Annotated in this window: 9 protein-coding genes; 7 read left to right on the top strand and 2 right to left on the bottom strand. The window is 71.0% G+C overall.

What is annotated here, in order from left to right; all coding sequences use genetic code 11:
• Nucleotides 1–57 precede the first annotated feature (57 nt).
• On the top strand, nucleotides 58–1,560 hold the full coding sequence (hflX, locus tag ACIQPQ_RS25640; RefSeq protein WP_401307722.1) for a GTPase HflX: 1,503 nt from the start codon (nucleotides 58–60) through the stop codon (nucleotides 1,558–1,560).
• Nucleotides 1,561–1,748: 188 nt separating this feature from the next.
• Here hflX and ACIQPQ_RS25635 read toward each other — a convergent pair whose 3' ends face one another.
• A complete protein-coding gene (locus ACIQPQ_RS25635; protein ID WP_401307719.1) occupies nucleotides 1,749–2,972 on the bottom strand; it encodes a trypsin-like serine peptidase in 1,224 nt (407 codons plus the stop codon).
• Nucleotides 2,973–3,703: 731 nt separating this feature from the next.
• On the opposite strand from ACIQPQ_RS25635, the gene ACIQPQ_RS25630 reads away from it, so the two are divergent.
• The 4 genes from ACIQPQ_RS25630 to ACIQPQ_RS25615 all read left to right on the top strand — a co-directional run bounded on the left by ACIQPQ_RS25630 (nucleotide 3,704) and on the right by ACIQPQ_RS25615 (nucleotide 10,558).
• On the top strand, nucleotides 3,704–5,371 hold the full coding sequence (locus ACIQPQ_RS25630) for an aminotransferase class III-fold pyridoxal phosphate-dependent enzyme (RefSeq protein ID WP_401307933.1): 1,668 nt from the start codon (nucleotides 3,704–3,706) through the stop codon (nucleotides 5,369–5,371).
• Between the two features lie 304 nt (nucleotides 5,372–5,675).
• Nucleotides 5,676–7,640, top strand: coding sequence for an IucA/IucC family protein (locus ACIQPQ_RS25625; protein WP_401307930.1), 1,965 nt, complete (start codon nucleotides 5,676–5,678; stop codon nucleotides 7,638–7,640).
• A complete protein-coding gene (locus ACIQPQ_RS25620) occupies nucleotides 7,546–8,310 on the top strand; it encodes a GNAT family N-acetyltransferase (RefSeq protein WP_401307927.1) in 765 nt (254 codons plus the stop codon). Before ACIQPQ_RS25625 ends, ACIQPQ_RS25620 begins: the two co-directional genes overlap by 95 nt.
• A 262-nt stretch (nucleotides 8,311–8,572) precedes the next feature.
• Nucleotides 8,573–10,558, top strand: coding sequence for an ATP-dependent DNA helicase (locus ACIQPQ_RS25615; RefSeq protein ID WP_401307716.1), 1,986 nt, complete (start codon nucleotides 8,573–8,575; stop codon nucleotides 10,556–10,558).
• Between the two features lie 152 nt (nucleotides 10,559–10,710).
• Here ACIQPQ_RS25615 and lexA read toward each other — a convergent pair whose 3' ends face one another.
• A complete protein-coding gene (gene lexA, locus ACIQPQ_RS25610; RefSeq protein ID WP_383771720.1) occupies nucleotides 10,711–11,490 on the bottom strand; it encodes a transcriptional repressor LexA in 780 nt (259 codons plus the stop codon).
• A 609-nt stretch (nucleotides 11,491–12,099) separates the two neighbouring features.
• Here lexA and nrdR point away from each other — a divergent pair.
• Nucleotides 12,100–12,723 carry a transcriptional regulator NrdR gene (gene nrdR, locus ACIQPQ_RS25605; RefSeq protein ID WP_401307712.1) on the top strand — a complete coding sequence of 208 codons (624 nt, stop codon included), beginning with the start codon at nucleotides 12,100–12,102 and terminating at the stop codon, nucleotides 12,721–12,723.
• Nucleotides 12,724–12,885: 162 nt separating this feature from the next.
• Complete coding sequence (locus ACIQPQ_RS25600) at nucleotides 12,886–15,780, top strand: vitamin B12-dependent ribonucleotide reductase (RefSeq protein WP_401307709.1); 2,895 nt, start codon at nucleotides 12,886–12,888, stop codon at nucleotides 15,778–15,780.
• Nucleotides 15,781–15,818: the final 38 nt, after the last annotated feature.

The following is a 15,818-nucleotide window of genomic DNA, read 5'->3' as shown; positions in this document are numbered from 1 at the left end:
GTGCACTACGACGGCCGATCCGGTGACCGACCGGCATCCCAACGACGTAAGGACCCAATGACCTCCCCTTCTTCTGCTTCTTCCGCTTCCCAGGACACCACGCGCCTCGCGCCTGCCTACGCCGAGGGCCTTCGGGCCGACGCCCTGATGGAAGAGGACGTCGCCTGGAGCCACGAGGTCGACGGAGAGCGGGACGGCGACCAGTTCGACCGCTCCGAGCGCGCGGCCCTGCGCCGCGTCGCCGGTCTCTCCACCGAACTCGAGGACGTCACCGAGGTCGAGTACCGCCAGCTCCGCCTGGAGCGGGTCGTGCTCGTCGGCGTCTGGACCACCGGGACCTCGCAGGACGCCGAGAACTCCCTCGCGGAGCTGGCCGCCCTCGCGGAGACCGCGGGCGCCCTGGTGCTCGACGGGGTGATCCAGCGGCGCGACAAGCCCGACGCAGCCACCTACATCGGCTCCGGCAAGGCCCACGAGCTGCGGGACATCGTCCTGGAGTCGGGCGCGGACACCGTCATCTGCGACGGTGAGCTGAGCCCCGGCCAGCTGATCCACCTCGAAGACGTCGTCAAGGTCAAGGTCATCGACCGTACGGCCCTGATCCTCGACATCTTCGCCCAGCACGCCAAGTCCCGGGAGGGCAAGGCGCAGGTCGCGCTCGCGCAGATGCAGTACATGCTGCCGAGGCTGCGCGGCTGGGGTCAGTCGCTGTCCCGGCAGATGGGCGGCGGCAAGGGCGGCGGCCTCGCCACCCGCGGTCCCGGTGAGACCAAGATCGAGACGGACCGGCGGCGGATCCGCGAGAAGATGGCGAAGATGCGCCGGGAGATCGCGGAGATGAAGACCGGCCGCGAGATCAAGCGCCAGGAGCGCAAGCGCCACAAGGTGCCGTCCGTCGCCATCGCGGGCTACACCAACGCGGGCAAGTCCTCCCTGCTCAACCGGCTCACGGGCGCGGGCGTGCTGGTGGAGAACGCGCTGTTCGCGACCCTCGACCCGACCGTGCGCCGCGCCGAGACGCCGAGCGGGCGCCTCTACACCCTGGCCGACACCGTCGGCTTCGTCCGGCACCTGCCCCACCACCTGGTCGAGGCGTTCCGCTCCACCATGGAGGAGGTCGGCGAGTCCGACCTGATCCTGCACGTCGTGGACGGTTCGCACCCGGACCCGGAGGAGCAGCTCGCCGCGGTGCGCGAGGTGATCAGGGACGTCGGCGCGACCGGCGTACCGGAGATCGTCGTGATCAACAAGGCGGACGCGGCCGACCCGCTGACCCTCCAGCGGCTCCTGCGGATCGAGTCCCGCTCGATCGCCGTCTCGGCCCGCACCGGCCGGGGCATCGACGAACTCCTCGCCCTGATCGACAACGAGCTGCCGCGACCGTCGGTCGAGATCGAGGCCCTCGTGCCGTACACCCACGGCAAGCTCGTCGCGCGCGCCCACACCGAGGGCGAGGTGATCTCCGAGGAGCACACCGCGGAGGGCACCCTGCTCAAGGCCCGGGTGCACGAGGAACTCGCGGCGGACCTCGCGCCGTACGTGCCGACCTCGGCTGTCTGAGCCACAACGGCGAAGCCCCGCCCCCCGATCATCGGGGGGCGGGGCTTCGCCGTACGCGGCTTCCCTCAGCCGTACGCAGCCGTACTCGTACCCGTGCGTCCGGACGCGGTCTCCGTGCCTGCCGACCGGGTGGGGCGCTTGCCCGGCGCCCCTGCCTCGGCCCGCGCACCGGTCCCCGGCACGCGCCGCTACTGTCCGGCGAACTTGCCGCTCACCGAGTCGTACACGTCCTTCGCGACCTCGCCCAGGCGCGGGCCCGCCAACCAGCCCGCGTCCACCGGGCCGATCGACGTGTTCGACACCAGGGCCGGCTTCCCGTCCGACCCCTCGGCCACCCAGCCGCCGCCGGACGAGCCACCGGTCATGGTGCAGCCGATCCGGTACATCGTCGGGTCTTCCGCGGTGAGCGACAGCCGCCCCGGCCGGTCCTCGCACTGGTACAGCTTCTGCCCGTCGAACGGCGCCGCCGCCGGATACCCCGTCGCGGTGATGCTCTCCACCTTCGGCACGGCGGGCGCCGCGAAGTCCACCGGCAGCGCCGAACCGACCGTCTCCTCCAGCGACTTCCCGGAACCGCCCTCCTCCGGCGTCACATGGATCACGGCGAAGTCGTACGACGCCCCGTCACCGCCGGTCTGGCCCCCCTGCGCGATCCACTGGTCCGAGGTCTGCGCCCAGTCACCCCACCACACCCCGTACGGCGCGACCTGCTCCTTCGTGGCCGTCTGGAGCTCCCGGTCCGACATGCCCGCGTCGTTGTACGACGGCACGAACGCGATGTTCCGGTACCAGCCGCCCTTCTTGCCCGCGTGCACGCAGTGCCCGGCGGTCCACACCATGTTGGACTTCCCGGGGTGGGCGGGGTCCGCGACCACGGTCGCCGAGCAGACCATCGTGCCCTCGGGGGAGTCGAAGAACACCTTGCCCGCCTCGGGGGCGTTGGCGTGGTACGTCGTCGGCACGGCCGCCGCCTTCACCGGCTCCGGCGTCGGGTCGGTCACGCCCTGGTCGTCGGCGAGGTCGCTGTCGTCGACCGCCCGGTCGGGGTCGTCGGCCTCCCGCATCCGGTCCGGGTCCCACAGGCCCTCGATGATCGGGTTGACGTAGTCCTGCGCCTCCCGCAGCCAGTCGTCCCGGTCCCAGTTCTTCCAGGCGCCGTCACGCCACTTGTCGAGATCGATCCCGTGTTCCTTGAGCCGGTCCTTGATGTCGTCCGGGATCGTGATCTTCCCGTCGCCCGCCGGGGCGGACGCGGACGCCTGCCCCGAGGCGTCGGTGTCGTCGCCCGAACCGCAGGCGGTCGCGGTGAGCGCGAGCACCGAGGCGAGAGCGACCGCGCCGAACGCGGGGGAGAGGCGGCGTGAGACGGTCCTCCCCCGCCGGGCGCTGAACGACGGACGTATGGATCGCATGGTGTGACTCCCCCTGATGTCGACGTACTTGGAGCGGCGGCCGGACGCGTCACCTGAACTCACGGCACTCTCATGCCGGGTTCACACGCGTCTCACGACCGGGTGGGACGGCATCACGATATGCGCTCCCCGCGCGGCCCCGCCGACGGAACAGCAACGGTTTCGCTACGGGCATCGCCACAGCACACCTCCGGGACCTGCTGGTTCACAACGGGAGAGGCAGGACGGAGCGAGGGATCGGGAGTCGGACAGCGACGTCGGCCGCGGCTGGCGCGTGTGCCTGGCCCGGCCGACGGGCGGAACAGGGGATCACGCGGCGAACACCCGTAACCCGAGACGCCGTCCGGGGTTGGTAGCCCCGGAGGTCCGCTGCCCGCGGGCGGACCTCCGCGGAATCCGGCCCCGCACAGGCACCGGTAGACGCCCCGACCGGCGCCGCCGATCCCGCCACCGAGGCCACCCGACTCCGCGGCGTGCCGACTCGCCTCCGTACCGCGGGAGCACGCGGGAGAGCGGGGAGAACGACAGCCGTGACCGAGCTTGTACCGGGAGAGACCAGAGCCAGTACGAACGAGACGGCGGTGGACGCCGACGAATGCGCCGCCGGGTCCGACACCGTGTCCGCCGAAGGGTCGGAGACGGCCTGCGGTACTGGAGTTGGGGCCAGTGCCAGTGCCAGTGCCAGTGCCAAGGCCAGCGCGGGCGCGGGTGCGGGTGCCGGGGCCGAGGACATGGTCGCTGTCGGTGCCACGGCGATCGCTACGTCCGGTGCCACGGCCGCGCCCGCGTCTTCGCCCGCTGGGAGGTCGGACAGAGGCGAGGCCGCTGTCACGGTTCGCCCTGCCGAAGGTTCCGCCCCCGCCGCCTCTTTTCCCCGCGAACACGCGCCGCGGGGAGCCGCGTCGCGTCGGCAGCCCGTACGGGAACCCGCGGCCCGCACTTACGCGCGCTCCCTGCCGGTCGTCCCCGTTCGGGCCAGGGGAATGACCGTCGAGGCCGCAGACGGCCGCCGCTACCTCGACTGCCTCTCCGGCGCCGGAACGCTTGCGCTCGGCCACAATCATCCCGTCGTCCTGGAGGCCGTCCGACGGGCCGTCGACTCCGGCGCCCCCTTGCACGCCCTCGACCTGGCCACCCCTCTCCGGGACACCTTTGTCACCGAACTGCTCCAGACGCTGCCCGCCGCACTGGCCGACCGTGCCCGCGTACGGTTCTGCGGGCCGTCCGGGAACGATGCCGTGGCGGCGGCCGTGGATCTGGTCAGGGCGGCCACGGGCCGCACCGACGTCCTGTCGCTCACCGGCCGCTCCGCCGCCGACACCGACTCCGCCGAACTCGCTGCCCGCTGGGCCCAGTCCGCCGTCGACGACGCCGAGCCGGGCGACGACGCGCTCGCCGGGGCGCTCCTGGAACCGGTCCTCGGCGACGGACTGGCGCTCGCGCCCGACACCTGGCTGCGCCGCATGCGCCGGGTCACCTCCGCGCGGTCCGTCCCGCTGATCGTCGACGAGACCCAGACCGGTGTGGGCCGCACCGGGACCTACTGGGCCGTGGAACACAGTGGCGTCACGCCCGACGTGCTGATCGTCTCCGGTGCTCTCGGCGGCAGTCTCCCCCTGGCCGCTGTCGTCCACCGGGAGGAGTTGGACGCCGGACGGCCGGGGACCAGACCTGGTCTTGTCCAGGCCAACCAACTCGCCCTCGCCGCAGGCGCCGCCACCCTCGCCCACGTCCGCGTCAACCGCCTCGCCGACCGGGCCGCGACCGTCGGCGCCGCCATGATCAGCCAACTCCGCCACACGACAGCCGAACTGCACTCCGTCGCTGAGATCCGGGGACGGGGGCTGATGATCGGCGTCGAACTCGTCAGCCCGGAGGACGAGGCGACTCGGGGCCACGGTTCCGACGCGCGGCGGGGCGAGGAGAGCCCGCGAACGGGCCAGGACGCACGGAGGGGCAACGCCGGCGCTCGGCACGACGAGTCGTCCGGGCGGGCGCGCCGTTCCGACGGGGCGCGAGGCGACAGACCGCAGCGGAACGGAAGCGTCGGCCTGGGCGACGGAGGGAGCAACAGCGATGCCGCCAGACAGAGCGGCCGGACCGGACGGGCCGACGACCTGGGGGCGCGGCGCGAGGCCGAAAGCCGCCTCGCTGCAACCGCCGCCGAGGAAACGGCCGTTCAGCACTCGCCGACCGCCTCGACTCGCCTCGCTGCCGCGGTCCGACGTGAGTGTCTGCACCGGGGCCTCATCGTCGGACTCGGCGGCTCGGGCATGAACGTCATCCGCCTGCTGCCGCCCCTGACGATCACCGACGAGCAGATGACCGCCGTTCTCGACCGCCTCACCGACGCCCTCGACGCGGCGTCCCACCCCCGATCGCACTCCGTTTCCCCGTAGCACCGCTGCGGAGTCCTGCGCCCCATGCCGCTCCGCTTCCCGCCCGTCCGCCTCCAGGCGCCCCGCCCAGCGCATCCCGACCAGGTCCGCCACCCCACGCAGCACCACCCAAGCCCACCGCAGCACGAGCAGCCCCACCCCACGAGGAACGACCTTGCACACCTCACCACGGCCCGCCGGACTCCCCGCGCTGCCCCGCCAACAGAACGCTTCGCCGCCTTCCGCCCCACCCCACCGGTGGACCGCGGACCCCCTCGACCAACCCGACCCGCACACCGCGGCCGGGGCGGCCACCGTGGAGAACCTGCTGCGCTGCTGGGTCCGCGAAGTCCGGCTCCCCGCCCCGGACGACGGCGTCCTGCGCATTTCGCTGCCTGCCTCCGGTACCACTCTGATCACCCCCGTCCTCTACTGGTCTCCGACCGGATGGCACCGCTTCGGTCCCACCCGCCTAGCCGACTCCACCGCACTCGCCCCACCCGCTGACGCCCCCTTGATCGCCGCCCTCCTGGCCCGGGAGAGCCCGCACGAGACCGGCAGCGCACACGGCTCAACCACGCAGGGCACTGCCTGGGACGGCACCACCGCGACCAGCTCCACCTCACCCGTCACCGATCCGCGCAGCTTCGCGCCACCCGCCAGCGATCCAGGCAAGCTCGCCTCGCACGGCATTGGTCCGGACAGTGCCTCCGGTATCGCCGCCGCCGCGCCCGCCGCCACCGCGTCGGCTTCCGCTCCCGCCGCCGACACTCGCGGTCGCGGCGAGACCCCGGAGTCCGAGCCCAGCCGCCCCGGCACACGCGGTGATGCCGCAGGCGCCGACCCCGACGCCGCCCTACGCCTGGACCTCGTCGCCCAGGTCGCCGACTCCGTCCGTCGCACCACCGCCTTCCTCACGGCCCGCAGAGAACAGGTTGCAGACGCCTCCGACCTGTTCCTCTCCGCCGAGCAGTCCCTGACGCTCGGCCACCCCTTCCACCCCACTCCCAAGAGCCGGGACGGCCTCACCGACACCGAGACCCTCCGCTACTCACCCGAGACCCACGCCTCCTTCCCCCTGCACTGGCTCGCGGTCTCCCCCTCTCTCCTCGCCTCCGACTCCGCCTGGACCGAGCGCGGCCGAACCGTCCCGGCCGCCGAACTGACCGCCCGACTCGCCGGTCCCGTCCCCCCGCCGCACCCCGACGGCCACGCCCTCCTGCCCCTGCACCCCTGGCAGTTCCGCGAGGTCCGGCACCGCGCCGGGACGGCCGAGTTGTTCGACGCCGGGCTGCTCCGCGACCTCGGCACCCACGGTTCTCCGTGGCATCCCACCTCCTCCCTGCGGACCGTCCACCGCACCGGTTCCCCGGCGTCGCTCAAGCTCTCGCTGGCCCTGCGCATCACCAACTCCCGTCGGGAGCACCTTCGGAAGGAACTCCACCGGGGCGTCGAAGCGCACCGCCTCCTGCGGACCGGGCTCGGCGAGCGCTGGCGGGCGGCACACCCCGGTTTCGACATCGTCCGGGACCCTGCCTGGCTCGCTGTCGACGGGCCGGACGGCCTACCGGTGAGCGGACTGGACGTGGTGATCCGGCACCATCCCTTCACGGCCGGGGACGACGTCGCCTGTGTGGCCGGACTGGTTGCGCCCCGTCCGGGCCGCAGCCCGCGTTCCCGGCTCGCCCTGCTCGTCACCCGCCTCGCCGAGCGGACCGGCCGGCCGCTCCGTGCCGTGGCGGCCGAGTGGTTCCTGCGCTACCTGGAGCAGGTCGTCCGGCCCGTGCTCTGGCTCGACGACGAGGTCGGCGTCGCCCTGGAGGCACACCAGCAGAACACCCTGCTCCTGCTGGACCCCGACGGCTGGCCTCGCGGCGGCCGCTACCGTGACAACCAGGGCTTCTACTTCCGGGAGTCCCGCCGAGCGGAGCTGGAAGCCCTCCTGCCCGGTATCGGGAGCCACAGCGACACCTTCGTCCCCGACGAGGTCACCGACGAGCGCTTCGCCTACTACCTCGGTGTGAACAACATCCTCGGTCTGGTCGGCGCCTTCGGCTCCCAGCGTCTCGCCGACGAGCGGGTGCTGCTCGCCGCGCTCCGCCGCTTTCTGTACTCCGCGACCACGGGACCCGCCGGCACCCGCAGTTCGCTGCCCGCCCGTCTCCTCGACTCACCCGTCCTGCGGTGCAAGGCCAATCTGTTCACCCGGCTGCACGGCCTCGACGAACTCGTCGGCCCGGTCGCGACACAGTCCGTGTACGTCACCATCGACAACCCCCTCCACTCGTGAACTACCCACCGCACCGACCTCCCCGCCTGCGCTGCCTCGCGAGGGTGGAGCCGAGCGCATGACCTGGCCCGCGGACGAGAGTCCGACCGCTTCCGTCCCCGTCCTCGCCGACGCTGTCGGCACCTGGAAGCCGGTGCCCACGCCGGTCGGCTCCTTCCACCTGCTTCCCGTACGGCCCAACCGGGATCTGTCCCGTCTCGCACGCTGGATGAACGACCCGGCGATCGCCGCCTTCTGGGACCTCGCGGGACCCGAGTCGGTGACCGCCGAGCACCTGCGCCGCCAGCTCGACGGCGACGGCAACAGCGTCCCCTGTCTCGGAGTACTGGACGGCGCACCGATGAGCTACTGGGAGGTCTACCGTGCCGACCTCGACCCGCTGGCCGAGTACTACCCGGCTGAACCCCAGGACCTCGGCGTCCATCTTCTGCTCGGTGAGACCACCGATCGGGGACGCGGAATCGGCCGCGCGCTCATCCGCGCCATGGCCGACCTCTTGCTGGACCGGTGCCCCTCCAGCGACCGCGTCGTGGCCGAACCGGACATCCGCAACACCCCTTCCCTCGCCGCGTTCCTCCACGCGGGGTTCCGGTACTCCGCCGAGATCACGTTGCCTGACAAGCGAGCGGCGCTCATGATCCGGGACCGTGCCCCGCGTCATCGAATGTGATGTTCCGTGATTGTTCCGTCACAAGCAGAAACGGGGCTGCGCGGAAAGGAGTTCCCGATCCTTCGAAAAATCGTCCACCGCCACACCTGCCATCCTCACCAGGGCGTCTGGTCCGTGAGAAGCCTCCGCAACAGCCCGCCTCCGCCTCCGCGGCGACCCGCCCGCCGACCACATAGCACTGGACCTCGCAAGCCCGCCGCCGCCGCCTCGGGGTCCGCGGCGGCCACGTGATGTCAGTGCCGCCCCTTAGGGTGGACGGGCTATGACGAAGCCCTCACTCCCCGAACTCCTGCATGCCGCCGTCGACGCCGTCGGCGGCACGGAGCGCCCCGGCCAGGTGACCATGGCCGAAGCCGTCGCGGAGGCGATCGACGACGGCTCCCACCTGCTGGTCCAGGCCGGCACCGGCACCGGAAAGTCCCTCGGCTACCTGGTGCCCGCGCTCGCCCACGGCGAGCGGGTGGTCGTGGCCACCGCCACCCTGGCGCTCCAGCGCCAGCTGGTGGAACGGGACCTCCCGCGCACCGTCGACGCCCTCCACCCGCTGCTGCGGCGCCGACCGGAGTTCGCGATGCTCAAGGGCCGGTCGAACTACCTCTGCCTGCACCGCCTGCACGAAGGGGTGCCCCAGGACGAGGAGGAAGGCCTCTTCGACCAGTTCGAGGCAGCTGCCCCCACCAGCAAGCTCGGCCAGGACCTGCTGCGCCTGCGCGACTGGTCCGACGAGACGGAGAACGGCGACCGGGACGACCTGACCCCCGGCGTCTCCGACCGCGCCTGGAGCCAGGTGTCCGTGTCCTCCCGCGAGTGCCTGGGGGCGACCAAGTGCGCCTACGGCGCCGAGTGCTTCGCGGAGATGGCCCGTGAGCGGGCCAAGCTCGCCGAGGTCGTCGTCACCAACCACGCCCTGCTCGCCATCGACGCCATCGAGGGTGCCCCGGTGCTCCCGCAGCACGAGGTGCTGATCGTCGACGAGGCGCACGAACTGGTCTCGCGCGTCACCGGCGTCGCCACCGGCGAACTCACCCCCGGCCAGGTCAACCGGGCGGTCCGCCGCGCCGCGAAGCTGGCCAACGAGAAGGCCGCCGACCAGCTCCAGACCGCCGCCGAGGGCTTCGAGCGGCTGATGGAACTGGCCCTGCCCGGACGCCTGGAGGAGATCCCCGAAGACCTCGGCTACGCGCTCATGGCGCTCCGCGACGCCGCGCGCACCGTCATCTCCGCCATCGGAGCGACCCGCGACAAGTCCGTCCAGGACGAGGACGCGGTCCGCAAGCAGGCGCTGGCCTCCGTCGAATCCGTCCACGACGTGGCGGAGCGCATCGTCAACGGCTCGGAGTACGACGTCGTCTGGTACGAGCGACACGACCGCTTCGGCGCCTCCCTGCGCGTCGCGCCGATGTCCGTCTCCGGCCTGCTGCGGGAGAAGCTGTTCGCCGACCGCTCCGTGGTCCTGGCCTCCGCGACCCTCAAACTGGGCGGCGACTTCAACGGCGTGGGCGCCTCCCTCGGACTCGCCCCCGAGGGCACCGAAGGAGACGACGCGCCGCCCTGGAAGGGCCTCGACGTCGGTTCCCCGTTCGACTACCGCAAACAGGGCATTCTCTACGTCGCCAAGCACCTCGCCCGCCCCGCACGCGACGGCGACCGCGGAGACATGCTGGACGAGCTGACGGAGCTGATCCAGGCGGCCGGCGGGCGCACCCTCGGGCTCTTCTCGTCGATGCGGGCCGCACAGCTCGCCGCGGAGGAACTGCGCACCCGCATCCCCGAGTTCCCGATCCTGCTCCAGGGCGAGGAGACACTCGGCGAGCTGATCAAGAACTTCGCCGCTGACCCGCGGACCTGCCTCTTCGGCACCCTGTCCCTCTGGCAGGGAGTGGACGTCCCGGGGCCGAGCTGCCAGCTGGTGGTCATGGACAAGATCCCGTTCCCGCGCCCGGACGACCCGCTGATGAGCGCCCGCCAGAAAGCCGTCGAGGACGCCGGGGGCAACGGCTTCATGGCGGTCGCCGCCACCCACGCCGCGCTCCTCATGGCCCAGGGCGCCGGACGGCTCGTACGCGCGACCGGCGACCGCGGGGTGGTCGCCGTACTGGACCAGCGACTCGCGACGGCCCGCTACGGCAGCTACCTGAGGGCCTCCATGCCCGACTTCTGGCAGACCACGGACCGCAACCAGGTCCGGAGGTCGCTCGCCGCGATCGACGCGACGGCGAGGAAGGCCGAGGCACCGGCGGAGACGTGAGGTCGTCCGGGGCGTCGCGGGTGGCTCGTGCTGTGCCCCTGTGCTGCGCCCCGGACACTGCCGCACGGGCACAGCACAGGGCCCCGGAATCGGCGCAGGGATTCCGGGGCCCAGTCAGGGAGGCGGTTCGGAAGGTCGGCCCGCCTGCGTCCTCAGACGCGGCGCAGTACGGCCACCACTTTGCCGAGGATGGTCGCGTCGTCGCCCGGGATGGGCTCGTAGGCCGCGTTGTGCGGGAGGAGCCAGACATGGCCGTCCTCACGCTTGAACCGCTTCACGGTCGCTTCGCCGTCCAGCATGGCGGCCACGATGTCGCCGTTCTCCGCGACCGGCTGGCGGCGGACGGTGACCCAGTCGCCGTCGCAGATCGCGGCCTCGATCATCGAGTCACCCACGACCTTCAGCACGAACAGCTCTCCGTCACCCACCAGTTGCCGGGGCAGCGGGAACACGTCCTCCACCGACTCCTCGGCGAGGATCGGACCACCGGCCGCGATCCGGCCGACCAGCGGGACGTACGAAGCGGCGGGCTTGCCCGCGGTGTCCGTGGGCTGCACGGCGGCGGCCTGGTCCGAGCCCCGCACCTCGTAGGCGCGGGGGCGGTGCGGGTCGCGGCGCAGGAAGCCCTTGCGCTCCAGGGCCATCAGCTGGTGCGCCACGGACGAGGTGCTGGACAGGCCGACCGCTTGGCCGATCTCCCGCATGGACGGCGGGTATCCGCGCCGCTGGACCGAGTCCCTGATCACCTCGATCACCCGGCGCTGCCGGTCGGTGAGTCCCGAACTGTCGGCCCGGATGCCTGGAGGTCGGCCGGGGAGGGAGCGCTTGTGCCCCTCCGGATTCGCGGTCTCGTTCATGGCGTGCACCGGCTCGAGTCGGCCCTGGGAGCGGTCCTGGGCAGTGATGGCGGCACTGTCTGCGGTGGTGGTCACGTCGGCCCCTCTCGGTTGTCTCCCTGCTGCACAACGGTAGTTGCTTTCGAAAGGTTGCGCCAAACACACGTTCGAGTGAAAAAGCGCGAAGGCCCTGTCGTGATCGCATGTCTAGGTGTATGGCTCGTGCGTTCTCCGGCCGGACGAACGTGCTGACTGCTGTAGCCTTCAGCGCCGGGGTCGACAGGTCGTGCACCGCGGGCCCCAGTCTGCCACCCGACCTTCCGCCCGCTGGGAACCGGGCCTCACTCGGCGCGAGAGTTTCCCCGCTCCTCCTTGAGGCGTTCACCGTATCCGTGCGCACAGCGTGGTGGAACGCTCGCGCGCGTGCGGGGTGACCAAGGGTTTCCGTACACGCGCGTGGGCCGCTTCGCGGCTGCTTGCGGTGACGTTGGGGGAGCGCTCTGTGAGGCTGCTGCGCGCGACACGCGACACGGCCTGGCTGAATGGGTCAAGCACCACATCTAGTGGTTGGATAGCGGCAGCGACCCACAAGTTGTGGTCCCCCGGGGTTTCATCGGCTCCGGTATCGCCTATGCTGGGGGTTGCTTCGAGGGGCCCGTGTGGCCCGGCGAGGCCATCGAGTCTGCTGTGAGGAGGGTTGGGACCATGCACTGCCCCTTCTGCAGGCACCCCGACAGCCGTGTTGTCGACAGCCGTACGACCGACGACGGAACGTCGATCCGCAGGCGCCGCCAGTGCCCTGACTGCTCCCGGCGCTTCACGACCGTGGAGACGTGTTCGCTCATGGTGGTGAAGCGCTCCGGGGTCACCGAGCCGTTCAGCCGCACCAAGGTCATCAACGGCGTGCGCAAGGCGTGCCAGGGGCGGCCGGTCACCGAGGACGCGCTCGCCCAGCTCGGCCAGCGTGTCGAAGAGGCGGTGCGGGCCACCGGAAGCGCCGAACTGACCACCCACGACGTGGGACTGGCCATACTCGGCCCTTTGCAGGAGCTGGACCTCGTCGCCTATCTGCGCTTCGCCTCCGTCTACCGGGCGTTCGAATCGCTCGAGGACTTCGAGGCCGCTGTCGCGGAACTCAGGGAGACGGGAAGCCCCGCCGCGGACGACGACGACCGCGGGACCCCCGGCGGCGACTCCGTGTCCGGTGCCACCGGTGCCGGATGCGGTGCGGGCGCCGCCACGGGTGCCGGGAGCCGGAAGGGCCAGGGAGGCGACGGCGGGCGCGGGGGAACCACACAGGTTCCCGAGCCTGTCCGCGCCGCCGACTGACCCGAAGCCGGAACCGGAGGTACCACTTCCAGGGGCTGGGCGGCGGCGTACCAAGACCTGTTGCGGGCTTTGGCGAGTGGGTGCCCGCAGCGCACCACAGAACATCGTGTCACGGGAACAACGTGGCATTTCAGGGCGTTTATGCCCGTACAGGGAGGCGGCATGACAGAGACGGCGAGCGGTCCGGCACGAGGTTCCCGCGCGAAGGGCACCAAGGCCACCAAGGGCCTGCGTATCGAACGCATCCACACCACTCCCGGCGTGCATCCGTACGACGAGGTGGCCTGGGAGCGCCGCGATGTCGTCATGACCAACTGGCGCGACGGCTCGGTCAACTTCGAGCAGCGTGGCGTCGAGTTCCCCGACTTCTGGTCGGTGAACGCGGTCAACATCGTCACCAGCAAGTACTTCCGGGGCGCCGTCGGCACCCCGCAGCGCGAGACCGGCCTCAAGCAGCTGATCGACCGCATCGTGAAGACGTACCGCAAGGCCGGTGAGGACTACAAGTACTTCGCCTCGCCCGCGGACGCCGAGATCTTCGAGCACGAGCTGGCCTACGCCCTCCTGCACCAGATCTTCAGCTTCAACAGCCCGGTCTGGTTCAACGTCGGCACGCCCCAGCCGCAGCAGGTCTCCGCCTGCTTCATCCTGGCCGTCGACGACTCCATGGAGTCGATCCTCGGCTGGTACAAGGAAGAGGGCATGATCTTCAAGGGCGGCTCCGGCGCCGGCCTGAACCTCTCCCGTATCCGTTCCTCCAAGGAACTCCTCTCCTCCGGCGGCAACGCCTCCGGTCCGGTCTCCTTCATGCGGGGCGCCGACGCCTCCGCCGGCACCATCAAGTCCGGTGGCGCCACCCGCCGCGCGGCCAAGATGGTCGTCCTCGACGTGGACCACCCGGACATCGAGGACTTCATCGAGACCAAGGTGAAGGAGGAGGAGAAGATCCGCGTCCTGCGTGACGCGGGCTTCGACATGGACCTGGGCGGCGACGACATCACGTCCGTCCAGTACCAGAACGCCAACAACTCCGTCCGCGTCAACGACGAGTTCATGCACGCCGTCGAGCAGGGCGGCCAGTTCGGCCTGCGCGCGCGCATGACCGGCGACGTGATCGAGAAGGTCGACGCCAAGGCGCTCTTCCGCAAGATCGCCGAGGCCGCCTGGGCCTGTGCCGACCCGGGCATCCAGTACGACGGTGTCATCAACAACTGGCACACCTGCCCCGAGTCCGGCCGGATCACCGCGTCGAACCCGTGCAGCGAGTACATGCACCTGGACAACACGTCCTGCAACCTCGCCTCGCTGAACCTGATGAAGTTCCTCAAGGACGACGGCAAGGGCACCCAGTCCTTCGACACCGAGCGCTTCCAGCAGGTCGTCGAGCTCGTCATCACCGCGATGGACATCTCCATCTGCTTCGCCGACTTCCCCACCGAGAAGATCGGCGAGAACACGCGCGCGTTCCGCCAGCTCGGTATCGGCTACGCCAACCTCGGCGCCCTGCTGATGGCGACGGGCCACGCATACGACTCCGACGGCGGACGCGCCCTCGCCGGCGCGATCACCTCCCTCATGACCGGCACCGCCTACCGGCGCTCCGCCGAACTCGCCGCAGTCGTCGGCCCGTACGACGGCTACGCCCGCAACGCCGACGCCCACAAGCGCGTCATGAAGCAGCACTCCGACGCCAACGGCACCGCCGTCCAGGGCGACGACCTGGACTCCCCGGTCTGGGCCGCCGCCACGGAGGCCTGGCAGGACGTCCTGCGCATCGGCGAGAAGAACGGTTTCCGTAACGCGCAGGCGTCCGTCCTCGCCCCGACCGGCACCATCGGTCTGGCCATGTCCTGCGACACCACCGGTGTCGAGCCCGACCTCGCCCTGGTCAAGTTCAAGAAGCTGGTCGGCGGCGGCTCGATGCAGATCGTCAACGGCACCGTCCCGCAGGCCCTGCGCCGCCTGGGCTACCAGGAGGAGCAGATCGAGGCGATCGTCGCCCACATCGCCGACAACGGCAACGTGATCGACGCCCCCGGCCTGAAGCACGAGCACTACGAGGTGTTCGACTGCGCCATGGGCGAGCGCGCCATCTCCCCGATGGGCCACGTCCGCATGATGGCCGCGATCCAGCCGTGGATCTCCGGCGCCATCTCCAAGACGGTCAACATGCCGGAGACGGCGACCGTCGAGGAGGTCGAGGAGATCTACTTCGAGGCCTGGAAGCTCGGCGTCAAGGCCCTCGCGATCTACCGCGACAACTGCAAGGTCGGCCAGCCCCTCTCCGCGAAGACCAAGGAGAAGGAGAAGACCGAGGTCACCGAGAAGGCCGAGGAGACCATCCGCGCGGCGGTCGAGAAGGTCGTCGAGTACCGCCCGGTCCGCAAGCGCCTCCCGAAGGGCCGCCCCGGCATCACCACGTCCTTCACGGTCGGCGGCGCCGAGGGCTACATGACCGCCAACTCCTACCCGGACGACGGTCTCGGCGAGGTCTTCCTGAAGATGTCCAAGCAGGGCTCGACGCTCGCGGGCATGATGGACGCCTTCTCCATCGCGGTCTCCGTCGGCCTCCAGTACGGCGTGCCGCTGGAGACGTACGTCTCGAAGTTCACCAACATGCGCTTCGAGCCGGCCGGTATGACGGACGACCCGGACGTGCGGATGGCGCAGTCGATCGTCGACTACATCTTCCGCCGCCTGGCCCTCGACTTCCTGCCCTTCGAGACGCGCTCCGCGCTCGGCATCCACTCCGCCGAGGAGCGCCAGCGGCACCTGGAGACCGGTTCGTACGAGTCGTCCGAGGAGGACGTCGACGTCGAGGGGCTCGCCCAGTCCGCCCCGCGCCCGACCGACCTCAAGGCCGTGGCCACCCCCAAGGCCGAGGCGCCAACGGCCAAGCCCGCCCCGCAGCAGGCCCACACCAGCGCCGAACTGGTCGAGATGCAGCTCGGCATCCAGGCCGACGCCCCGCTGTGCTTCTCCTGCGGCACGAAGATGCAGCGCGCGGGTTCGTGCTACATCTGCGAGGGCTGCGGGTCGACCAGCGGGTGCAGCTGACGCCGACGAGCGGAAGCGTGACCGACGGCCTCTTGAGA

It is taken from the genome of Streptomyces sp. NPDC091281 (genome assembly GCF_044757425.1).
Lineage (GTDB): Bacteria > Actinomycetota > Actinomycetes > Streptomycetales > Streptomycetaceae > Streptomyces.
Note: the sequence above shows the minus strand (reverse complement) of the source record. Positions and strands in the feature narration are given on the sequence as shown.

Coding starts and splice junctions, on each gene's coding strand:
- hflX (WP_401307722.1), top strand. CDS start 58: ATGACCTCCCCTTCTTCTGCTTCTTCCGCTTCCCAGGACACCACGCGC.
- ACIQPQ_RS25630 (WP_401307933.1), top strand. CDS start 3,704: ATGGTCGCTGTCGGTGCCACGGCGATCGCTACGTCCGGTGCCACGGCC.
- ACIQPQ_RS25615 (WP_401307716.1), top strand. CDS start 8,573: ATGACGAAGCCCTCACTCCCCGAACTCCTGCATGCCGCCGTCGACGCC.
- ACIQPQ_RS25600 (WP_401307709.1), top strand. CDS start 12,886: ATGACAGAGACGGCGAGCGGTCCGGCACGAGGTTCCCGCGCGAAGGGC.
- nrdR (WP_401307712.1), top strand. CDS start 12,100: ATGCACTGCCCCTTCTGCAGGCACCCCGACAGCCGTGTTGTCGACAGC.
- ACIQPQ_RS25635 (WP_401307719.1), bottom strand. CDS start 2,972: ATGCGATCCATACGTCCGTCGTTCAGCGCCCGGCGGGGGAGGACCGTC.